Source organism: Hymenobacter daeguensis (assembly GCF_054780555.1).
In genome coordinates, this window is record NZ_BAAGWC010000019.1 from 1 (window position 1) to 15,228 (window position 15,228).

A 15,228-nucleotide genomic window follows, 5' to 3' on the forward strand; every position below is an offset into this window, starting at 1 on the left:
CGCGCTGCCCCAGCCGCTCCGATGGCCCGGCCTGCCCGGCGAAGCTCGCGCCCCGCTGCCTGCCAGCCTGCAGCCAGCGCCCGAATTGCGGGCGCTGGCCACCGGCCCGCAGCAGGCGGTAGCGGCTGCCAGCCGGCGCGTTGGGCTGGGCTTTGCCGTGGTATCGGTGGTGCCCGAAACCTTCCGCTGGGTTTTGCAGGGCCACGCATCGGTGTACGCATCTTTCTGGAGCCGGCTCCTGGCGGCTGCCGTGCCGCCGGCTCCAGCCGCTGCCGCGTGGCGCACCGGCACCCGCTGGCCCCGGCTGGGCCAGCCGCTCACGCTGCACTTCGCGGGGGCATTCCCTGAGCAGGTGCCCACGGCAGCCCCACTGGTTGGCGGCCCCGCTGCCCGCCTTCCGCTGCGCCAAGACGCTCGCCTGCCCGAATGGAGCACCGGCAGTTATTGGCCGGGGGCAGCGGGCTGGCACCAGGTGCGCGGGCCGGGCCGCACGGCGCACGCGTTTTATGTCTATCCGGATACGGCCTGGCTGGGACCGGAGCTGCGGGAGCGGCAGCAGGCCACCGCCGCCCACAACGCGGCCCTTGCAAAGTCGGCCCTGGCTTCGGCAGGGCCAGCTCAGGCAGCCGAGCCCTGGCCGGCCGAGTGGTTTTTCGGGCTGTTTCTGCTGGCGGCCGGCTACCTGTGGCTGGAAGAAAAGCTGTAGCCGGCCATCTTCCAAAGGCTGAAAAACAAAAAAAGCCCGCGCAGCTGCGCGGGCTTTTTTGGGGGGGGGCAACATACGGCCGGCCGGCTACTGAAATTCCAGCATCGGCCCGGCCAGCTGCTTAGTTTTTCTCGATGCGACGCACGGCAACAACACCGTTCTGGCTCACTTCGAGCAGGTACACGCCGGCGGCCAGCGCGGCCGGCAGGCGCAGCTGCTTGTCGGCCGCCAGGGCGGCCGGAGCCAGCACCACACGGCCGGTCAGGTCGCGCAGGGCTACCGTGGCGGCACCAGCCGTCGGCAGCTCAACCGTGATGCGGTCGGTGGCGGGGTTCGGGTACAGCGCGAGGCCGGGCAGGGCGTGCGCAGCCGCAGTAGCCGTGCCGGTATAGCCGGTGATGTTGATGTCGTCGATGTTGATGCGGGGGTTTGTGGCCGCCACCGTATTGGTGCTGCTGATGCGGAAGCGTACGTTGCCCGCGCGGTTCACCGTGAAGGTGTAGGGCGTGAGCGTGGTGGTGAGGGCAGCAGGAGCACCGGCCACCGTGGTGTAGGTGGTGCCGCCATTGGTGGAAACCTCCAGAATGAACGAAGCCGTAGCGTCGGAGCCGTACAGGGCCGCGTTAACCGTAACCACGCCAGCGCCGGTGGTCTTGTCGAAGTTCATGGCAATGGAACCGCCGCCGCGCACGCGGGCCGACTGCACCTGGTTGGCTTTGTCGTTGAACTGGTTGCCCGTCAATGCTTCGGTGAAGGTCCAGTCGCCGCTGCGCAGCGTCACAGTGCCGACAGCGTAAGCCCCTTTCGAGCCCTGCTCAAAGTCTTCGTAAGCCACCGTGGTTGCCGGTGCCACAACGAGGAACGACAGCGGAGCCGAGGTGCCCCCGGAATTGGTAGCCGTGATGTTGTAGGTACCCGCCGCCGGCACGCCGGCCGACGGAATGGTCACGTTGTAGCTCGAGCCGCTGGTGCCGGCAATGGTGCCGGTGTAGTTCACGCCGTTGAAGCTAATGGTGGTGCCGGCTACCAGGTTGGTGCCGCTCACGTTCAGCGTGAAGCCCACGCCTGCAATAGCGCGGGCCGGGGTGAAGCTGGTGATGGTGGGGGCCGCCACGGTAGGCGTCACCGTGAAGCTGGTGCTGCTGGTGGCCGTGCCACTGGGCGTAGTCACCACAATGGGGCCGGTCACGGCCGTAGCGGGCAGCACGAAGGTGATGCTGGTAGCGCTTACCACCGTGAAGCCGGTTACGGCAATGCCACCCACGGTCAGCGTGGTGGCACCGGTGAAGTTGGTGCCCGTTACGGTCACCGTTACGCCGGCCGCGCCCGTGGTGGGCGTGAAGCTGGTGATGGTGGGCGTGGTAGCGGCCGGAATAAACGTGAAGGTACCCGTGCTGGCCACCGTGCCGCCGGGCGTGGTCACGCCGATAGCACCGGTGCTAGCCGTAGCAGGCACCGTGAAGGTGATGGTAGTAGCGTTAACCACCGTGAAGCCGGTAATGGACGCGCCATTCAGCGTCACGGCCGTAGCGCCTGTGAAATTGGTACCCGTGATGGTTACCGTAGTGCCGGCCGCGCCCGTGGTGGGCGTGAAGCTGGTGATGGTGGGGGCCTGCACCGAGGTAGCAGCCACCGGGGCCAGGGCTACGCCCCGGAAGGCAATGTTGGTAGCAGCCGTGGCAATGGCCGTGGGCAGCGTGGTGGTTGAGGGAGCGGCGTTGTAGCCGGCGTTATCCGTCAGGGTGTAGAGGCTGCCGCCGCCGGCGGCAGTGCTGGCACCCACGGTGGCGTAGAGCGTCACGGTGCCGCTGGCGGTGGTCGCCGTCAGGCCGCGCAGGGCCGTGCCCGAACCAATGGTGCCGTTCGAAACCCAGCTGCCAGCCACCAAGCTATACTTCTGGATGCCGCTGGTGCTGGTGCCGTCATCGGCCACGTACACCACGTCAACGCCGGCCACGCTCGTGCTCAGGTCGGCAAAGTAGAAGCCGTAGGGGCTGCCCGCGCCGGGCAGGCCCGGCAGCAGCGTGGCCGCCTGGCCCGTGGTGGTGGGCAGGCCCGTACCAATCTGGTTCACGCCGATGTAGGGGCTCGAGCCCGAGGTAATGTAGAGGTTGCCGCCGAACACGCCGGCCACGCGGGTGTTGGTCGGGGCCGTATTGAGCTGCACCGTGGCCGTAGCCGCCGGGTTGGCAAACGGCACGTAGCGCACGCCGCTCACGCCGCCCAGGGCGTAGAAGGAAGTGCCGTCGGCCGAGGCCGCGCTGCGGATGCTCGTGGCCGTGAAGGCATCGCTGATGGCGGTGCTGGTATCGAAGGTGCCATCGGCGGCAATGCGGCCGATGACGCGCGGCGTGGCGGTGGAAGCCGTGCCGGTGATGCCGGTGGTGCCCACGGCCGCATCGTAGCCGGTCAGAATCAGGTATTGGCCATCGGCCGAGCGGGTCAGGGCCAGCTCAGAAGTGGAGGTGCCGCTGGCCGTGAGGGCGCGCTGGGGGCTGGTAGCCGTGGTGGGCAGGGCAATGGTCTGCACCACGGTGCCGGCCGGCGTGTACTCAACCAGGAAAACGGCGGTGGCCGTGCTGCCCAGGGTAGCGGTGCCATCGCCTACGCGGGCCACCACAATATTGCCCGGGGTGAAAGGAGCCGCCGAGGCCACTGCCGGCCACAGCAGGGCCATGGCCGCCACGCAGGACTTCAGGCGTGAAGTAAAGAAATGTTTCATAGTCGTTTAAATTGGGGCAAAGTGAAGATGAAAAGTTGAAAATGAATTAAAAAAAGAACAATGGCCGATACGGCCTTCAAAGATAATGGCCCGAAACGGGCCCGGAAAGTTACGGATTTATGTACAGCTGATGAAGAAGTCCCTGCCGGCTATTCCCAGAGCGGATAATGCTCCAGGTGCACCTCCTGCTCAAAAAAGATGCGCGTGCTTTCCTCAAACGAGCGGGTGAAGTCGGATACGTAGAAATGGTGCGCGGGGGACGTGGCAGCCGCCGGCGCCAGCAGCCCGTGGGCCGCGAGGTAGGCTTCGGTGTCGGCGGCCACCACGTCGGAGGCATCCAGCACGTCGACCCGGCCGGCGTAGTAGGCGGCAATCTGCTCTTTGATGAGCGGGTAGTGCGTGCAGGCCAGCACCAGGGCCTCGATGTCGGCCAGGGTGGCGCTGCCCAGGTAGCTGGCAATGATGTCGTCGGAGATGGAATTTTTGAAAAAGCCTTCCTCAATCATGGGCACCAGCAGCGGGGTGGCCAGCGAGTGCAGGTCTACGCCCGCGTCGAGGTCGTCCACCTTCTTCTTATACACGTTGGAATTCACCGTCTGCTTCGTGCCGATGAGGCCCACCCGGCGGCCGGCGTAGGCCCGGCCCAGGTGCGCCACGATGGGGTCAATCACGCTCAGCACCTTAGCTTTCGAGCCCACGTATTCGCGCACCAGCTCATAAGCAGCGGCCGAAGCCGAGTTGCAGGCAATGACAATCAGCTTGCAGTGCTGGCGCAGCAGCAGGTCGCAGATTTTGACGGAATAGGCCTGAATGGCGGCCGCGCTCTTGTCGCCGTAGGGCAGGTGGGCGGTGTCGCCGAAGTACACGATGCGCTCGTGGGGCAGCCGCCGGGCCACGGCCCGCGCCACCGTGAGGCCGCCAATGCCGGAATCGAACATGCCAATGGGGCGGGTGGCCAGGGCGGCCGGCGCAAGGGGCGCAGCAGGAGCACTATTCATGCGGCAAAGGTAGCCGCCGACGCGGGCTGGTTTGGTGAAATGCAGGCGCGGCGCGGCGCAATCAGCCACTACCTCTATTGCATCATCGAATGTTCCTACTTATTGAAAACCCTCGCTATATTTCCGCTCCCATCACGCTCACTTTTTTAACCATGAGCACCATTCTGGCCGAAATCGACCTTGCCTTGGCCGCGCACGATGCCCGTCTGGGCCGTCCCGTGGCCATCTACCTCGGCGAGCGCAAGCTCACCCAGCTCACCCTCGACGCCGCCCGCGCCCCCCTGCCCGAGCTCAGCACCGATGCCGGCCGCCCCCGCGCCTACCGCCACCTCGAGCTGCTGCGCGACGAAGTGAACCTCGACGGCCTGCGGGTGATATAAATAAGGTTATGAGGGTATGAGGGTATGAGGGTATGGGGGTATGGGGGTAAGAGGGTATGAATTTTTCTTGACTCCTGCCCTCACACCCTCCTACCCTCCTACCCTCCTACCCTCCTGCCCCCATCCCCTACTGCAGCAGCGGCTGCAGCACGCCCCACACCGTGCGGGCCACCATGCGGTGCCCGGTGGGCGTGGGATGAATGCCGTCGGCCTGGTTCAGGTCGGGGTGGCCGCCCACGCCTTCGAGCAGGAAGGGAATGAGGACGAGGTGGTTTTTAGTGGCTATGTCCTGGTAAATGGCTTTGAACTCGCTGGCGTAGGCCTGGCCCATGTTGGGCGGAATCTGCATGCCGGCCAGCACGATTTGCGCGCCGGGGCTGCGGCGGCGCACCGTGTCGATGATGCCCTGCAGGTTTTCGCGGGTGGCCGTGAGGGGCAGGCCGCGCAGGCCGTCGTTGCCGCCCAGCTCCAGCACAAACACGTCCACCGGCTGGCGCAGAATCCAGCCCACGCGGCTGCGGCCGCCGGCGGTGGTTTCGCCGCTCAGGCCGGCATTTATTACTTCGTAGCCGAGCTTGAGCGAATCGATTTTGTCCCCAATCAGGGCCGGAAAGGCCTGGTCGGGCTCCACGCCATAGCCGGCCGTGAGGCTGTTGCCGAAGAACAGCAGGCGCTTTTTGCCGGTAGCGGTACCAGGCTTGGCCGTGGCCGTCGGCGTAGCCGCAGCAGCCGGCGCTTTGGCCGTTTCGGTGGAGGAGTTGGAATTGCAGGCCGGGAGGGCCAGCGCCAGCAGGCCGGCGAGGGCGAAGGGAACGAAGCGCATGAACAAGGTTTTGGGCACGGAAGCGTAAAGGTGGAAAACATCGGGAAGGTTTTCGCGTCTTTGGTAACGAACGAAGGGAAGCGTAGTTGTGAAGCGAAGGGTAGAGGCGCATGCTTGCGCCTCATCGTATGCGCCGCCCTCCCGTTTATCCATGATTCTGTTCAACGACAAGACGCAAATATGCGTCTCTACCTCACATCCATGTCCATCCTCCGCGTCGATAGCCTCACCAAAACCTACCCCAGCGCCGGCCAGCCGCTCACGGTGCTCCACGCCGTCAGCTTCGACTTGAAGGCCGGCGACACCTTTGCCATCGTCGGGCCGTCGGGCTCGGGCAAAACCACGCTGCTGGGCCTCTGCGCCGGCCTCGACCGCGCCACTTCGGGCAGCGTGTGGCTCAACGGCATTCAATTGGATAACCTCAGCGAGGACCAGCGCGCCGCCGTGCGCAACGAGCACGTGGGCTTCATCTTCCAGAACTTCCAGCTGCTGCCCACCCTCACGGCCCTCGAAAACGTGCTGGTGCCGCTGGAGCTGCGCGGCCAGCGCGGCGCTTCCAAAACGGCCCTGGAGCTGCTTGACCGCGTGGGCCTGGCCGGGCGCGCCGGCCACTACCCGGCCCAGCTCTCGGGCGGCGAGCAGCAGCGCGTGAGCCTGGCCCGCGCCTTCGCCAACCGCCCCGCCCTGCTCTTCGCCGACGAGCCCACCGGCAACCTCGACCCCGACACCAGTGAGCGGGTGGTGAACCTATTGTTCGACCTCAACCGTGAGGCCGGCACCACGCTGGTCCTCGTGACGCACGACATGGAGCTGGCTGCCAAAACCCAGCGGACGCTGCGGCTGCGCGGCGGCAAGGTGGTGGATGGTGTGGCTGAGTCAGTTTCGGAAAAAACGATGAACTAAAATCTTGGGCGCTGGTACCCACCATTCCGCATTCAATCTATCAAATTGGCCATTAACGCTCAGCAGGCATCTTTTTCTCGTTGCGAGTATTGAAGGAATGCCTCTGACCAGAAAGGTGAAGATTGGGCTTTGTATTACCTGCCGGGCCATGTCCAGCCGCCTTGCGCTTTGAAGTGATGCCCTCGACTGAAATACTTTGCAATTCAACCCGACGGTTAAGCTGTCGATTTTCCGCATTATCGTTGGGTGCTGCCGGCCGTTCTCCGCCATAGCTTGTGGTGATTCGCTGCTTGACAGAGACACCTTTTTGGGCTAAGTAGTCATCGGCAGCTTGGGCGCGGCGTTGCCCTAGTTGCACCTGATACTGGATACGGTTGGGTTGGTTGCGGGGGACTTCACGCGGTTCAGCATGCCCCTCAATGGAAACTCCGAAGCCAGAGTGGTTTTTAAGTACTGCTGCGATGTAGTCTAATCGGGTTTTGGATTCCGGTCGGAGTGTAGCCTGATTTGTGTCGAAAAAAATCATGGGCGGTAAGTTATCGAATTCATCGGTGCGCTCCATCTTATAGTCAGCATAGAAATACTTCCGGATACCGCTCGAATTAATAGGCATCTCAGGAACCAGATACTGCTTTTCGCCCACTTTGCGACCATCTTTATTCAAGGTCACTTGGTAGGTCTGCCCAGTCTTCAGTTCCATCTGATATGACCCGTCGGGCTCCGTTACCGTGCGCAAGCGCTGCTCTGTAGAGTCAGCAAATGCTTTCTCAAAAATCAATTCCACGCCCGGAATTTCCGTTGTGCTGTCCTGGGTACTGAATACTCTTCCTCTCACTATAGCTACCCGTTCTGTTGTTAAGGCAGCTATCGGTGTAGGCGCAGTGCTACTGGCAGGCATAGAAACCTGAACTGTATGACAGGCATGCAGGCTTACCGCGCACAGCAGCAGGGCCAGCGCCAACAGGCCATTTAGAGAGCTGCTTTTTCTGGATTTTCGCATACTCAGCACGGTGTTAGGGCGTAGATAACAGTTGAGCGTTGGCACAGCGACAAACTGTATCCCGCAAGATGCAGCGCCAAGTGGTAAAATGTACCTGCCGCTTGTCCGTCTATAATTCTGTACTGGTAGCCTTCCGCTTATTATTTTCCCTTCGTGACACCCACTCCCCCCCTCCCCGCCTCCCGTCCTGCTACCTCGTGGCTATTCCGCATGGCGTGGCGCGACAGCCGCCGCAGCCGGGCACGGCTGCTGCTATTTATGGCCAGCATTATTTTGGGCATTGCGGCGCTGGTGGGCATCAATTCCTTCGGCGATAACCTGGCCCGTAGCATCAGCGAGCAGGCGCGGGAGCTGCTCGGGGCCGATTTGGTGCTGAGCGCCAACCAGCCCTTCGCGCCCAAGCTGGAACCGACGTTGAGCAGCCTCGGCACCGCCCGGACGCAGGAAGTTTCGTTTGCCTCGCTGGTGCAGTTCCGGCCGGGCCGGGGCACGCGGCTGGCGCAGGTGCGGGCCCGCTCGGGCGGTTTCTTCTACGGCGATTGGGAAACCGAGCCAAAGACGGCGGCGACTCGGTTTGGGCAAGCCGGAGCCAAAGCGGGGGCGCTGGTCGATGATGCGCTGCTGGTGCAGTTTGGGGTGAAGGTGGGCGACTCGGTGCAGGTGGGGCAGCTCACGCTGCCCATCATCGGGCGGGTGCTGAAGACGCCGGGGCAGTCGGGCATTACCACGGCGGTGGCGCCCACGGTATTCATTCCCGAAGCCCTGGTGGGGCGCACCGGCCTAGTGCAGCGCGGCAGCCGGGTGAAGTACACCCGCGCCTACCAGTTTGCCCCGGGCACCGATGTGGCCGCCGTGCTCAACCCCCTGCAGGCCCGCCTCGACGCGGCCGACATTGACACCGATACCGTGGCCGAGCGCCAGAAAAGCACCGGCCGCGCCTTCGCCGACCTCACCCGCTACCTCAGCCTGGTGGCCTTTGTGGCGCTGCTGCTGGGCTGCGTGGGCGTGGCCAGCGCCGTAAACCTGTACGTGCGCGAGAAGCTGGCTGCCGTGGCGGTATTGCGCTGCCTGGGGGCCAGCGGCCGGCAGGCGCTGCTCATTTATCTGATTCAGACGGCCGGCCTCGGGCTGGTGGGCGCGGTGCTGGGCGCGGCCCTGGGGGCGGCTGTGCAAACGGTGCTGCCCCGGGTGCTGGGCGACTTTCTGCCGGTCGATATTACCGTCAGCGTGTCGTGGGCAGCCGTAGGCACGGGCCTCGTCACGGGCCTGCTGATGGCGGTGCTGTTTGCGCTGCTCCCGCTGCTGAGCATCCGGCGGGTGTCGCCGCTGCGGGTGCTGCGCACGGCCTTTGAGGACGACACGGCCACGCCCGACCCGTTGCGCGGGTTGGTTATCAGCGTCATCGGCCTGTTCATTCTGGCTTTTGCCTACGGCCAGACACGCGACTGGAAGCTCACGCTGGGCTTCGGGGCGGGGCTGCTGGCGGCCTTTGCCGCGCTGGCCGGCCTGGGCCGCCTGCTGATGGCGGCCGTGCGGCGCTTTTTCCCCAGCGGCTGGGGCTACGTGTGGCGGCAGGGCCTAGCCAACCTCTACCGCCCCCAGAACCAGACGCTCACGCTGGTCACGTCCATCGGGCTGGGCACCTTTCTGCTGGCCACGCTTTTTCTCACCCAGGCCCTGCTGCTGAGCCGGGTGCAGGTAGCGGGCCAGAAGTCGTCGGCCAACCTGGTGCTGTTCGACATTCAGCCCGGGCAGCGGGCCGGCGTGGAGGCGCTGCTGACCGCGCAAAAGCTGCCGGTGCTGCAGCGCGTGCCCATCGTGACGATGCGCCTGACGGCCATCAACGGCACGTCGGTTTCCGTCATCAAAAAGGACACGGCGCGGGGCATTCCGGCCTGGGCCCTCACCCGCGAGTACCGCGTGACGTACCGCGACTCGCTGAATTCCTCGGAAAAGCTCACCGCCGGTACCCTGCCCCACGTTGGCCCCGATGGCCTGCCGCGCATCTCCGTGGAAAAAGGCTACCTCGAACGCGCCAAGCTTAACCTCGGCGACACGCTGGATTTCAACGTACAGGGCGCGCCCATGCGGACCGTCATCGGGGGCACGCGCGAGATTGACCGCAGCCGGGTGCAGCCCAGCTTCCTGGTAATTTTTCCGGCCGGGGTACTGGAGCAGGCCCCGCAGTTTCAGGTGGTGCTCACGCGCACGCCCAACACGGCCGCGCTGGCCGCCGTGGAGCAGCAGCTGGTGCGGCAGTTCCCCAACGTGTCGGCCATCGACCTGGGCCTCATCCTGTCCACGCTCGACGACATCATCGGCAAAATCTCCTTCGTGATTCGCTTCATGGCTGGCTTCAGCATCCTCACTGGTTTGTTGGTACTGAGCAGTTCAGTGGTCATCAGCCGCTACCAGCGCGTGCGCGAGAGCGTGCTGCTGCGCACGCTGGGGGCCAGTCGGAGCCAGATTCTGCGCATCACGCTGGTCGAGTACGGCCTGCTGGGCCTGCTGGCGGCGCTGGCCGGCATCGGGCTGGCGGTGCTGGCGGCCTGGGCGCTGGCCGTGTGGGTGTTCGAGGCCAGCTTCGGGCCGGCAGTGCTGCCACTGCTGGGGCTGGCGGCGCTGGTCACGGCGCTCACGGCGGCCATTGGCCTCTTCAATAGCCGCGACGTGCTGCGCCGCTCACCGCTGGAGGTGCTGCGGGCCGAGGGATAAGGCGCAGCGCCAGCACGCCGGCGATGAAACCTACGAATAGGTTTAACACTATCAGCACGCCGAACCCAAGCCAGCTGATGGAAGTATTGGACGAATCTAGGTCCAACAGCTGCAAGAACAGAAAGACGCTCGTGCAGGCAGCGCCCACGGCGGCTGCCAGAGCCGGCGCGCGCCACCAAGGCTGCCACCACTGGCCGCTGCCTTCCAGACGCATTTGGCGCAATACCAGCCACCAGCTACCCACCCCCAGCACGATTTCCAAAAGCCAGAAAACCGTGCCGACTATGCCCAAGTGGTACTGGCCGGGTGCTACCAGTTGCGCAAAACTCCATTCGGCACCCACTCCGAGTAACTGGCGCAGCCCGACAATGGCAACCCCCAGCCACAGCAGCTGCCCGAGTTCCCCGGCTGCCCGACGGGCCTGCACTACTCCGAGCAGCCAAGCCCCCAAAGGCAAACAGAAGTAAGCGTACGGATTAAAACGACCAAACACCAGCCATTCGCGTGTCGGAAATAGCCCTAAAAAAACACTTATCCCCAGCAGTACCAGCAGCATAATCGGCGCTTTGCGCCAGTAGGCCACCACCATCAAACCCAGAAACAGCAACGCTACTAGCGCCAGCATATCGGCCAGGGCCTGCCCCAGGCCGAGGGCTCCTAAAGCGTCGGCATAAGCCAGTTGTGGCAGCAAAAGCATTACCAGCAGCCAGCAGCGGGATGAATGCAGTTTTTCCACAAATACGAATGTAGGGAACGACTGCGCGAAGTGCATCACCCGCCCAGTTAATGGCTGACACGACGTGCACCGCTCGCCGCTGGAGGTACTGCGCGCCGAAGGGTAAGGCTATGACAGCAGCCGGGCCTGATGCGCCGCGCTGATAAGCTGCGGGGCATTCTTCAGTGTGGCCAGCACCAGCTCCCGAGCCGCCTGCTTCAGCTCGTCTTTGCTGAGGTCGTGGGCTTCTTCCCGCACCAGCTCGCTTAGGGTTTTGAAGGCGTGCAGCAGCGCTTTGTGGCGCGGCTTTGCGGCCAGCAGCTCGCCATACGCCCGCGTCATCTCCTCCTGAATTTTCACGCGCTTGGTGTGAAATATCGAGTCGTTGGCTACCTGTGGCTGAATGGTTTCGAGCAGCTTCAGCAGGGGCAGCAGCCGGGTGGCCGTGGCGGCCACGGCCCCGTCGAAGCGGGGAGCCCGGTCGGTTGCGGTGGCCAGCGGCTGGTGGTTGGCCGTCAGGTCCTCGGGCGCGGCATCCGTGGGCGGAAAAGAATCGGACAGCTGGGGAGCCATGCCTTTTAATTGAAGGTTTCGAAAGGCTTCCAAGGTACAACGGCCATCGGTTGATTTATGCGGCCACGGCCTCAGATAAGCCGGCGGCCGTTGGGTACCGGCCCGGCCACGGCGGCCAGCACAATGTGGCCGTCGGCATCGGCCAGGCCGGTTACCAGCACCTCGGAGCGGAACTTCCCGATTTGCTTGGGCGGAAAATTGACCACGGCCAGCACCTGCCGGCCCACCAGCGCTTCGGGCGTGTAGTGGTGCGTGATTTGGGCGCTGGACTTTTTCACCCCGATTTCCGGCCCGAAATCAATGAGCAGCTGGTACGCCGGCCGGCGCGCCTCCGGAAAAGGCCGCGCCTCCACAATGGTGCCCACGCGCAGGTCCACGCGCTCAAACTCGGCCCAGGTGAGCGCATCCGGCTTTCCATCGGCGCTCATCATTGTACCGCGAAAGCCTTGAGCAGCTCCAGCCGGGAGGCCACCTGCTTTTCCCAGAACGCCTGGCGGGCGGCGTTCAGGCCGTGGTTGGTTTCCATATCGTAGCGGTTCTGCTCCCGGTCCCACTCGTTGTACACGCCCTTGGTGAGGTTGTTGAAGGCCGGCTGCAGCTTCATGCAGTCGGCTTTGGTGGCGAAGGCGGCCAGCTTCTGGCGCATCACGCGGGCGTAGAGCTCGGTGATGTCGAAGTGGAGCTGCTCGTGGCGCAGCAGCGTTTCAGTGGCTTTGTTGGGGTCGCGAAACCACGACGTGTTAGGGTCGAAGGTGGCCGTGACCGTTCCGGTAAATACGTAGTCTTTGCAGGCCGCATTGGCTTTGAGGTCGCTGGAAGTCGTTGCCGCCAGCGGGTCGCCGGGGCGCGGCCGGCCCAGGTAGTCGGCCACCGTGAGACGGCGCGTGGCCGACCACGCAATGGGCGCGGCCGGGGCCGGCTTAGCAGCGGGGCCCTGGGCAGGAGACGCCGGGCGCGGAGCAGTGCCGGGGCCTTGCAGCAGCACGGCCAGCAGGCCCAGCGAAGTCAGAAAAGAAAGCATAAGTCAGTAAAACAGAGGCGAGCAAGCAAAGCCGCTTGCGCAGGGTGCAACAGCGGCGCCGGCGCAAAAATTGCGCTTCGGCCACAATAGTAGGCACGGCCGCAGATTCGGCCGCGCTTACTGCGCCCTGGCGGGCAGCGGATGCGTAGCCGCAAATGCCGGCGACGTTTCGCGCCGAAAGCGGATGATGAGCACGCCGGCCACAATGCTCAGCCCCACCAGCAGCCCCGCCCACACGCCCGGGGCCCCCAGGTGCAGCCCGAAGCCCAGGAAATACCCCAGCGGCAGCGCCACCGCCCAGTACGCCAGCAGCGCCACCACCGAGGGCACTTTCACGTCCTCCAGGCCCCGCAGCGCGCCCAGGCCCATCACCTGCAAGCCATCCGAAATCTGAAACAGCGCCGCAATGAGCAGTAGCGTAGCCGCCTGCGCTACCACGGCCGGGTCGTGGCTGTAGAGCAGCGGCGCAACGTGCCGCGTAGCAATGAAGAGCAGCCCCATGGTGCCCATGAAGGCAAACCCCAGCAGGTAGGCCGCGAAACCGGCCTGCCGGGCCTCCGCCAGGTTGCCGCCGCCCAGCAGCTTGCCCACCCGAATGGTGGCCGCCGCCGAAATGCCGCTGGCCGCCATGTAGGTGATAGAAGCCAGGTTAATGGCTACCTGATGCGCGGCCAGCGGCACGGCCCCCAGCCAGCCAATCATGATGGCGGCTGTGGCGAAAGCGCCGACTTCGAAGGCCATCTGCACGCCGATGGGGGCACCCACGTTCAGTAGGCGCAGCAGGGTGGCGGCATCGGGCAGCCAGCGGTGCACGGCGGCGCGGTAGGCGTGCAGGCGCGGGGCCAGCAGCACGTAGGCCGCCATGAGCACGGCCATGAGCACGCGGGCAATGAGCGTAGCCCAGGCCGAACCCATCAGGCCCATGGCGGGCGCGCCCCAGTGGCCAAAAACCAGCGCGTAGCACAGCATGGCGTTCACCACATTGGCCAGCACCGACAGCCACATGGCCTGCCGCGTGAGGCCCAGCCCCTCAGCAAATTCGCGGAAGCCTTGGAACACCATGAGCGGCAAAAACGACCAGCTGATGACCCGCACCCAGGGCGCGGCCATAGCCTCCACCGCCGGCGACTGGCCGAGGAAGTGCATAAGCGGCGGCACCAGCTGCCCGATGCCCGCCAGCGCCAGCCCGGCCAGCACGCTCAGCCACACCGACGACACCAATAGCCGGGCCAGGGCGGGCTGGTCGTGGCGGCCATCGGCGGCGGCCACCAGCGGCACGCTGCCCATGCTCAGGCCAATGCCCAGAATCAGGATGACGTTGGTGCTGTTCACGCCCAGGCTCACGGCAGCCAGCGGCACGGTGCCCGTGCGCCCCACCAGCACCGAATCGACGAAGCTCACCATGATGTGCCCCAGCTGCGAAAGCACCACCGGATAAGCCAAAAGCAAGGTGGGGCGCAGGTGCGGACGGATATTTTGTAGCATTAGGTCAGGTAAAAAAGGGCCGGCAAAAGTACGGCGACCCTCGCTGGCGCTTTTATGCGCCCTCCGCAATGGGCTGGCTAGGCCACGGCCGCCGCAATGGCGACCAGAGCCTCCTGCAAAGCGGCCGCATCGACGGCGTAGGACAGGCGCACGAAGCCGGGGGCCCCGCAGGTAGCGCCGTCCACTACCTCCACGCCGGCTTCGGCCAGGCGGCGCACCAGCGCGGCCGAGGCTTCGGCCAGAGGCAAACCGGGATTTAGGAAACGGGTGAAATCGGCAAACACGTAGTACGTGCCCTCCGGCGCGGCCACGGGTGCCGCGCCGGGCAGGGCCGCCAAAGCAGCCAGCAGTCGCTGCCGCGTAGGCCGCAGCTGCCGGCAGAGGGCCGCGCCAATGGCCTCGGCTTGCTCGGTGGCGGCCAGCGCGGCCACCTGGCTCGACACCGGCACGGCCGCCCCGGTGCTGAACTGCCGGGCGGCCAAATCGCGCGCCAGGGCCGGCGGGGCCACCAGGCAGCCCACGCCCCAGCCCGTGAGGGCCAACGACTTGGAGAAGCCGCTCACCACCACGTGCCGCTCGTGTGCGCCGGGCACGGCCAGCAGCGTGGTCATCGGCTCGGGGCCGAAGCTGATGCCTTCGTAAATCTCGTCGCTGAGCACCCACAGGTTGGGGAAACCGGCCGTCACGGCCAGCAGGGCTGCCAGCTCGGCCCGGCTGTACAGGCGGCCCGTGGGGTTGTTGGGGTTGCTGATGATGAGCAGCCGCGTCGCGGGTGTGAGAGCCGCCTGCAGTGCTTCGGGCGTGAGGGCGTAGTGCTCGGCGGCGGCCAGCGGCAGCAGGCGCAGCTCGCCGCCGGCCCGGCGCACCAGGTCGAAAAAGCCAAACCAGTTGGGCGTGGGCAGCAGCACCTCATCGCCGGGCTGCAGCAGCTCGCTGAGCACGGCAAACAGGCCGGCTTTGGCCCCACTGGTAATAATTACCTGCTCGGCGGTCACGTTGGCCGCGCCGCGCCGCCGGTAGCGCCGCGCCTGGCCTTCGCGCAGGGCGGGCAGGCCGGCGGCCGGGCTCACGGCCAGCGGAATGCCTTGCGCCTGGGCATCGCGCAGCACTGCCTTGGCGGCTTCGAGGGCCACTTCGGGCACTGCAAAATTTCCGTATCCGGAAGCTAAACTGACCACTTGAGGGAA

General features: G+C 65.2%; 14 protein-coding genes. 4 read left to right on the top strand and 10 right to left on the bottom strand.

Going from position 1 to position 15,228, the window contains the following annotated elements:
* A partial coding sequence (locus tag ACYVHT_RS17440) for a hypothetical protein (protein WP_460554773.1) occupies positions 1 to 706 on the top strand: 706 nt, incomplete at its 5' end.
* A 121-nt stretch (positions 707 to 827) separates the two neighbouring features.
* Here the strand turns inward: ACYVHT_RS17440 and ACYVHT_RS17445 are convergent.
* Positions 828 to 3,428, bottom strand: a complete 2,601-nt coding sequence (locus ACYVHT_RS17445) for an IPT/TIG domain-containing protein (protein ID WP_460554776.1) — start codon at positions 3,426 to 3,428, stop codon at positions 828 to 830.
* A gap of 149 nt (positions 3,429 to 3,577) precedes the next feature.
* Complete coding sequence (murI, locus tag ACYVHT_RS17450; RefSeq protein WP_460554779.1) at positions 3,578 to 4,426, bottom strand: glutamate racemase; 849 nt, start codon at positions 4,424 to 4,426, stop codon at positions 3,578 to 3,580.
* Between the two features lie 152 nt (positions 4,427 to 4,578).
* Between murI and ACYVHT_RS17455 the strand changes: the two genes are divergently transcribed.
* Positions 4,579 to 4,806 carry a hypothetical protein gene (locus ACYVHT_RS17455; protein ID WP_460554782.1) on the top strand — a complete coding sequence of 76 codons (228 nt, stop codon included), beginning with the start codon at positions 4,579 to 4,581 and terminating at the stop codon, positions 4,804 to 4,806.
* A gap of 127 nt (positions 4,807 to 4,933) precedes the next feature.
* Here ACYVHT_RS17455 and ACYVHT_RS17460 read toward each other — a convergent pair whose 3' ends face one another.
* Complete coding sequence (locus tag ACYVHT_RS17460; RefSeq protein ID WP_460554995.1) at positions 4,934 to 5,629, bottom strand: arylesterase; 696 nt, start codon at positions 5,627 to 5,629, stop codon at positions 4,934 to 4,936.
* A gap of 201 nt (positions 5,630 to 5,830) precedes the next feature.
* On the opposite strand from ACYVHT_RS17460, the gene ACYVHT_RS17465 reads away from it, so the two are divergent.
* Positions 5,831 to 6,532 (top strand): ABC transporter ATP-binding protein, encoded by a 702-nt coding sequence (locus ACYVHT_RS17465; protein ID WP_460554785.1) that lies wholly within the window; start codon positions 5,831 to 5,833, stop codon positions 6,530 to 6,532.
* 52 nt (positions 6,533 to 6,584) lie between these two features.
* Here the strand turns inward: ACYVHT_RS17465 and ACYVHT_RS17470 are convergent, their stop codons facing one another.
* Positions 6,585 to 7,532 (bottom strand): OmpA family protein, encoded by a 948-nt coding sequence (locus ACYVHT_RS17470; protein ID WP_460554791.1) that lies wholly within the window; start codon positions 7,530 to 7,532, stop codon positions 6,585 to 6,587.
* A gap of 210 nt (positions 7,533 to 7,742) precedes the next feature.
* On the opposite strand from ACYVHT_RS17470, the gene ACYVHT_RS17475 reads away from it, so the two are divergent.
* Positions 7,743 to 10,247 carry an ABC transporter permease gene (locus tag ACYVHT_RS17475; protein WP_460554998.1) on the top strand — a complete coding sequence of 835 codons (2,505 nt, stop codon included), beginning with the start codon at positions 7,743 to 7,745 and terminating at the stop codon, positions 10,245 to 10,247.
* On the opposite strand, the gene ACYVHT_RS17480 is transcribed toward ACYVHT_RS17475, so the two are convergent.
* The 6 genes from ACYVHT_RS17480 to ACYVHT_RS17505 all read right to left on the bottom strand — a co-directional run bounded on the left by ACYVHT_RS17480 (position 10,189) and on the right by ACYVHT_RS17505 (position 15,219).
* A complete protein-coding gene (locus ACYVHT_RS17480; protein ID WP_460554794.1) occupies positions 10,189 to 10,983 on the bottom strand; it encodes a hypothetical protein in 795 nt (264 codons plus the stop codon). The genes ACYVHT_RS17475 and ACYVHT_RS17480 overlap by 59 nt on opposite strands.
* Positions 10,984 to 11,091: 108 nt before the next feature.
* Complete coding sequence (locus ACYVHT_RS17485; RefSeq protein WP_460554797.1) at positions 11,092 to 11,535, bottom strand: hypothetical protein; 444 nt, start codon at positions 11,533 to 11,535, stop codon at positions 11,092 to 11,094.
* Positions 11,536 to 11,606: 71 nt separating this feature from the next.
* On the bottom strand, positions 11,607 to 11,963 hold the full coding sequence (locus ACYVHT_RS17490) for a tRNA-binding protein (protein ID WP_460554800.1): 357 nt from the start codon (positions 11,961 to 11,963) through the stop codon (positions 11,607 to 11,609).
* Positions 11,963 to 12,556, bottom strand: a complete 594-nt coding sequence (locus ACYVHT_RS17495) for a DUF922 domain-containing protein (protein WP_460554803.1) — start codon at positions 12,554 to 12,556, stop codon at positions 11,963 to 11,965. The genes ACYVHT_RS17490 and ACYVHT_RS17495 overlap by 1 nt, the downstream gene beginning before the upstream one ends.
* A 117-nt stretch (positions 12,557 to 12,673) precedes the next feature.
* Positions 12,674 to 14,041 (bottom strand): MATE family efflux transporter, encoded by a 1,368-nt coding sequence (locus ACYVHT_RS17500; RefSeq protein ID WP_460554806.1) that lies wholly within the window; start codon positions 14,039 to 14,041, stop codon positions 12,674 to 12,676.
* A gap of 77 nt (positions 14,042 to 14,118) precedes the next feature.
* Positions 14,119 to 15,219 (bottom strand): pyridoxal phosphate-dependent aminotransferase, encoded by a 1,101-nt coding sequence (locus ACYVHT_RS17505; protein ID WP_460554809.1) that lies wholly within the window; start codon positions 15,217 to 15,219, stop codon positions 14,119 to 14,121.
* Positions 15,220 to 15,228: the final 9 nt, after the last annotated feature.

Excerpts from the sequence above, each read along its gene's own strand:
- ACYVHT_RS17465 (WP_460554785.1), top strand. The coding sequence starts at position 5,831 with ATGTCCATCCTCCGCGTCGATAGCCTCACCAAAACCTACCCCAGCGCC.
- ACYVHT_RS17495 (WP_460554803.1), bottom strand. The coding sequence starts at position 12,556 with ATGCTTTCTTTTCTGACTTCGCTGGGCCTGCTGGCCGTGCTGCTGCAA.
- ACYVHT_RS17460 (WP_460554995.1), bottom strand. The coding sequence starts at position 5,629 with ATGCGCTTCGTTCCCTTCGCCCTCGCCGGCCTGCTGGCGCTGGCCCTC.
- ACYVHT_RS17485 (WP_460554797.1), bottom strand. The coding sequence starts at position 11,535 with ATGGCTCCCCAGCTGTCCGATTCTTTTCCGCCCACGGATGCCGCGCCC.
- ACYVHT_RS17490 (WP_460554800.1), bottom strand. The coding sequence starts at position 11,963 with ATGAGCGCCGATGGAAAGCCGGATGCGCTCACCTGGGCCGAGTTTGAG.
- ACYVHT_RS17455 (WP_460554782.1), top strand. The coding sequence starts at position 4,579 with ATGAGCACCATTCTGGCCGAAATCGACCTTGCCTTGGCCGCGCACGAT.
- ACYVHT_RS17500 (WP_460554806.1), bottom strand. The coding sequence starts at position 14,041 with ATGCTACAAAATATCCGTCCGCACCTGCGCCCCACCTTGCTTTTGGCT.
- ACYVHT_RS17475 (WP_460554998.1), top strand. The coding sequence starts at position 7,743 with ATGGCGTGGCGCGACAGCCGCCGCAGCCGGGCACGGCTGCTGCTATTT.
- murI (WP_460554779.1), bottom strand. The coding sequence starts at position 4,426 with ATGAATAGTGCTCCTGCTGCGCCCCTTGCGCCGGCCGCCCTGGCCACC.
- ACYVHT_RS17470 (WP_460554791.1), bottom strand. The coding sequence starts at position 7,532 with ATGCGAAAATCCAGAAAAAGCAGCTCTCTAAATGGCCTGTTGGCGCTG.
- ACYVHT_RS17445 (WP_460554776.1), bottom strand. The coding sequence starts at position 3,428 with ATGAAACATTTCTTTACTTCACGCCTGAAGTCCTGCGTGGCGGCCATG.